Genomic DNA, 4,387 nt, shown 5'->3' on the forward strand with positions numbered 1-4,387 from the left:
GTAATTACAAGCTATTTTGTCGATATTATTAAGTTACTGCATACTATTTCTTAAAAATTACTGCAAAAAAGTTGAACTTATGACTTGGTTTTTCCAATTTTTTGCCACCAATGTAATTTAGACTTCAACACTTTAGAATTTTCAGCTGGTTTAGGAAAACTATCGTCAATGGAACAAAAGCTACCAATTGTCACTAGATAATGAATACATAGCCAGACCCGGCGATACGTGGGTTACAGTGGCAACTAGGCATAACATATGGCTACCTGAATTACTTAAAATAAACAATGCCCAATACAAAGATTTAGTTGTTCCAGGTCAAATTATCAAAATAACATAAAAACCCATCTAAGAATTAACTTAAAGCTTCCCTTCAAGTTAATTCTTAGATGGGTTTAATCATATTCTATACGTTTTTTTTTTTTCCCGTCTAACTAACTCTTAGATAGACTTGTTATATTCTATATGTTTTTTTTCCCAAAATCCATTGAGAGTTGCAGAAAAACAAGTAATCAACGTGATATAATAAAAAAAGACGTATGGTACTACGTCTAAGAGGTGATTACCACCGAAAGCTTTTTTTAAATGCGTAGACCATGGAGACATGTGCCAGCATGCCCCGGATTAAACGCATAAAAAAATCTGCATGGTCGCTAAATCCAGTTATAATCACGTTTTGAATCAGTCTCGATTCAACGTAATGATAACACAGATTTTTTGAATTTGCCAGAACGAGTGAAAATATAACAATATTTTCACTCGTTTTTTATTCTTTTATTTTATTTCGTAGATACAAAAGTGCTCGTTTGTAAAGTTTGGCTATTTAAAGCAAAGCAAAAGGCCACGAAGGCTTTCTTTCAAGTTAATTTTTAACTGGTCTTATTTTATAAACAATAATTAATTAATTATTAAGTTGTAAGGGTTACCACAAATTATAACAAAAATATGGTATAATAAAAAAAGGTGCAAAGTATGCACCTAACAGCAATACGCTGTTCTATAATTTTTTAATCAATATGAGGTAACCAAATTAGCCGACTTGTTATATTAGCGTTGGTCATGGAGGTATATAGCAGATACCTCGGAACACAACGCTTTAACAAAAAGAAATCCACATGACTTAGTTCCGACTATTGAACCAAAATAATGTATCTACATTGTTATAATAGCACAGATTTTTTTTTATATCTAGAAATGAGCGAAAATATTGTAACTTTTTCGCTCATTTTCTATGTGTTTTATTTTACTCCGTAGATACAAAAGTGGCCGTTTGTAAAGCTTGACTATTCGAAACGAAACGGAAGACGGCATAGCCGGCTGTAGCGTTAAGAATAGGCTTGCAAAGCAAACGGCCACTTTTGTTAATTTTCTGATAAAACATTACATTTAATCAAAATGTTTCGTGATTCTTTGCCATAATGAAGCTTTTGTAACCTTCTCAACTTTTTTCTCTAGTTTCAAACTATTTTGAGTTGCCTCTATTAACTTCTCTTGAGAATTTTTGAGTTCTTTTGCCTGTTCTATAATTCGTGCTTGCAACTGCTGTTGCTGATTATTGAGTTGCAACTGTTTATCATTGAGTTCTTTGAAGTCGTCTGCATATTTTTCTATTTTTGAATTTAATCTTCGATTTTCTTCATTCAATCTTTCATTTTCTTTTTTAAGCAGATCGGACTGATCCCTCCATTTTTTTACTAATTCATTCAAATCATCAAATTCTTGATTTCTATTCGAATTATCTTCATTTTTCTTCTTTAAAACTTCAATGATTTTATTAGCGTCAATATCAGAAACAACGAACCTGTTCTTAACCTTCTTTGTCTCAATATTCTGCCTTTTTATTTCATCACGTACTCTCTGTTTTTCTCTTACTAATTCTCTTTTATTTCTATTTAAAGCTAAAGCAATCTCTTTAACTGTTTTACTCATAACACAATACGCTCCAAAAATATTCGAATGAATAAACTTCGAATTAAATCAAATATAATCGAATTCTCTTTACTTTAAATAATAAACTAAAATTTTATAACTTTATACGAGAAAAAACTTGAAAGAAGCAGCAAATGGGAACAAGCTTTTTTGAGCCAGAGCGAGTTTAGAGGAGTTTACGCCCTTTGGCAGAGCGTAAAAATAAAAAACAACTTTAGACAAGCTTTCCGTCGCCGTCACTTCGTCCGTCGTCGTTTCCTTCGTTGAGAAGGCACATATTACGCCTATACAGCCCGGCAACCTTATATAAGTCATCTATACATAAGGAATGTGATGCCCCGCATATAGCTGTTCCTACTGGCTGTCAGTTACATACGGGTGTATGACCACCCCTACCTTTTACGCTTTATCTATTGATCGGTTGCGTTGGTTGTAGTCACCATTTGACACTCCCGGTAAGCCCCTTACTTACCTGCATGCGTTCGCTAGTTTGCAGCGGTGCGAATACCTACTTTTATTTTTTGCTAAACCATTAAAAAAGTGCATTAAAAAATGGAACGGACATACAAACTTCTGTCGGTTCCACTTGATTAATTTTCAAAAACTTTATACAATTTAGTTACTGATAATTCAGTAATCAATTGATTGGAAAAGCGTGAAGCTACAAGTGCAGTTTGTAGTCAACGTATAAGCTTAATTCGGGATTGCCTTCCTGAATTGAGCTTTTTTCATGTTTATTTAATTGTTAAAACCATTATAAGCTTAATTTTTATTTCGTGAAACATAATTCTTTTAATTAATTAAAAAAAGCAGCAATTAAATATATACCCCCATAACAAAAATCAATTTTTGTTACTTTTTCAGACCTGCTTTCGTTAAAATTGGAGTTTTAATACATTCAATAAATGCTGCTATATCGGGCTTTATCGCATTCTTGCTTTTATCAAGAGTAAAAAATTTTAAGTGTACTGTAATAACTAAAATTGTTAATTATATTCTTTATAATACTACCCTAAATTTGCTTAAATTTTTCATTTGTATTATAAGAATCTGTTGTAATATTACTACTATGATTAATATAGCTATATTGTAATCCTTTACCCTTTTTAGCAGCTGCTCTAAAGGGGGCTAACTGGTTAGACGCATTCCAGCCATATAGTCCAATAAGCCCACCTACCCAACCTTTATACGCTCCTCCTAATATTCCAGCTATATCTGTTACATTTTTAATACCTTTTGAATTATTTGCAATTTGTTTAACTTCTTTTGGTGACATCCTTTGTTTGATTTTATAACAAGTATAGCTATCATGCCTATGATAGTATCGACTCCAGGTGATTCTCTTAGCTTTAGCAGCATAGACTTTAGTAACGTTCACACTGCCAATAATCTCACTCACTGGGCCTGCAAAAATTATGGTTGCTAGTAGCCCTAAAATAAATTTTCGTAGTTTCTTCATTTTTATATTTATATTTTAAATCTCCTTAAAAATTAATTACTTTTCAACATTATAAACTATTATTATATACTTTTACAATATATTTTTGATATAAATATACCAATTTAACTTAACATAATGTACATTAAGCGAAGTTGCTACGAAACCTAGTGCTACAAGCCTTCAAACTGCAGCAAAAAAATGTTTGTGAATTTGAAGCCGTATAGCAAAAGGAAAGACTGATTTAACAGCCTTTCCTTTTTTCATTTCTAAGAAATTTCACAATTAGACCAATTGGTATATTTGAATTTTTTAATATCCAATTTCAATATATATTACATTCTAGCTTTAGTTTTAGTCAAAATTATAATTGCTTATATGTCCATATAAGCCCCTACACGCAATTTTTAGGGGCTTAAGTATGTTTGCCCATAAATTTCAATACAACGATCGCATTACCTGTAGTTTTGAACTAGGTAACTATCAATATTACTTTCGTAGATAACTTCTATTTTATTAACCTTAATATTATAGAAACCTGATTTTTAAATTTCCAAATCAGCAAACAGTGTCTTCAAGCCTTGGTACTGGCGGAAATTCGTAAATCGAACGTCCAGAAATCACCACCAATAGCGGAAGTTGTTTGTGTCTTGAATTCTCGCAAGAATACATTATTGACTGGATTATTAAACATTCCCTCTTTAGTCAGGTATTAGTTCCATTTTGCTTTGCAAGTTGCCGTAATTTAATACTCGTTTCTTCAGAAAAAACAACATGTATTTCTACAATTTTTTTGATTTCATGCTTTTGTTTTCCTTAAAAAATAAAAATAATTGGCTTGTAAAGTGGTGGTATTTTCTACACTTTTAGGTGGTACAAGGTGGTAAAATCATCATTTTTAGGTGGTATTAGAGACTAATATTAAGTCTATTTTTGGATAAAGTGCTTTACCCGTATTAACCTTGCCGCATAGGCATTTCAGAACATCGCCACTGGCGATTCCAACTAAAGTTGGACCGT

General features: G+C 31.9%; 2 protein-coding genes. Both read right to left on the reverse strand.

The annotated features are described in order from the left end of the window. Positions 1-1,386: 1,386 nt before the first annotated feature. Positions 1,387-1,929 (reverse strand): hypothetical protein, encoded by a 543-nt coding sequence (locus ERK18_RS09220; RefSeq protein WP_187155199.1) that lies wholly within the window; start codon positions 1,927-1,929, stop codon positions 1,387-1,389. 1,012 nt (positions 1,930-2,941) lie between these two features. Further along, the gene (locus tag ERK18_RS09225; protein WP_187155200.1) at positions 2,942-3,388 is read right to left on the reverse strand and encodes a hypothetical protein; all 447 of its coding nucleotides are present in this window, start codon (positions 3,386-3,388) and stop codon (positions 2,942-2,944) included. Between the last annotated feature and the right edge of the window lie 999 nt (positions 3,389-4,387).

This window comes from Lactobacillus kimbladii, assembly GCF_014323605.1.
Classification (GTDB): Bacteria; Bacillota; Bacilli; order Lactobacillales; family Lactobacillaceae; genus Lactobacillus; species Lactobacillus kimbladii_B.

What these genes read in the sequence shown, in the direction of transcription:
- ERK18_RS09220 (WP_187155199.1), bottom strand. Translation starts at nt 1,929, where the DNA reads ATGAGTAAAACAGTTAAAGAGATTGCTTTAGCTTTAAATAGAAATAAA.
- ERK18_RS09225 (WP_187155200.1), bottom strand. Translation starts at nt 3,388, where the DNA reads ATGAAGAAACTACGAAAATTTATTTTAGGGCTACTAGCAACCATAATT.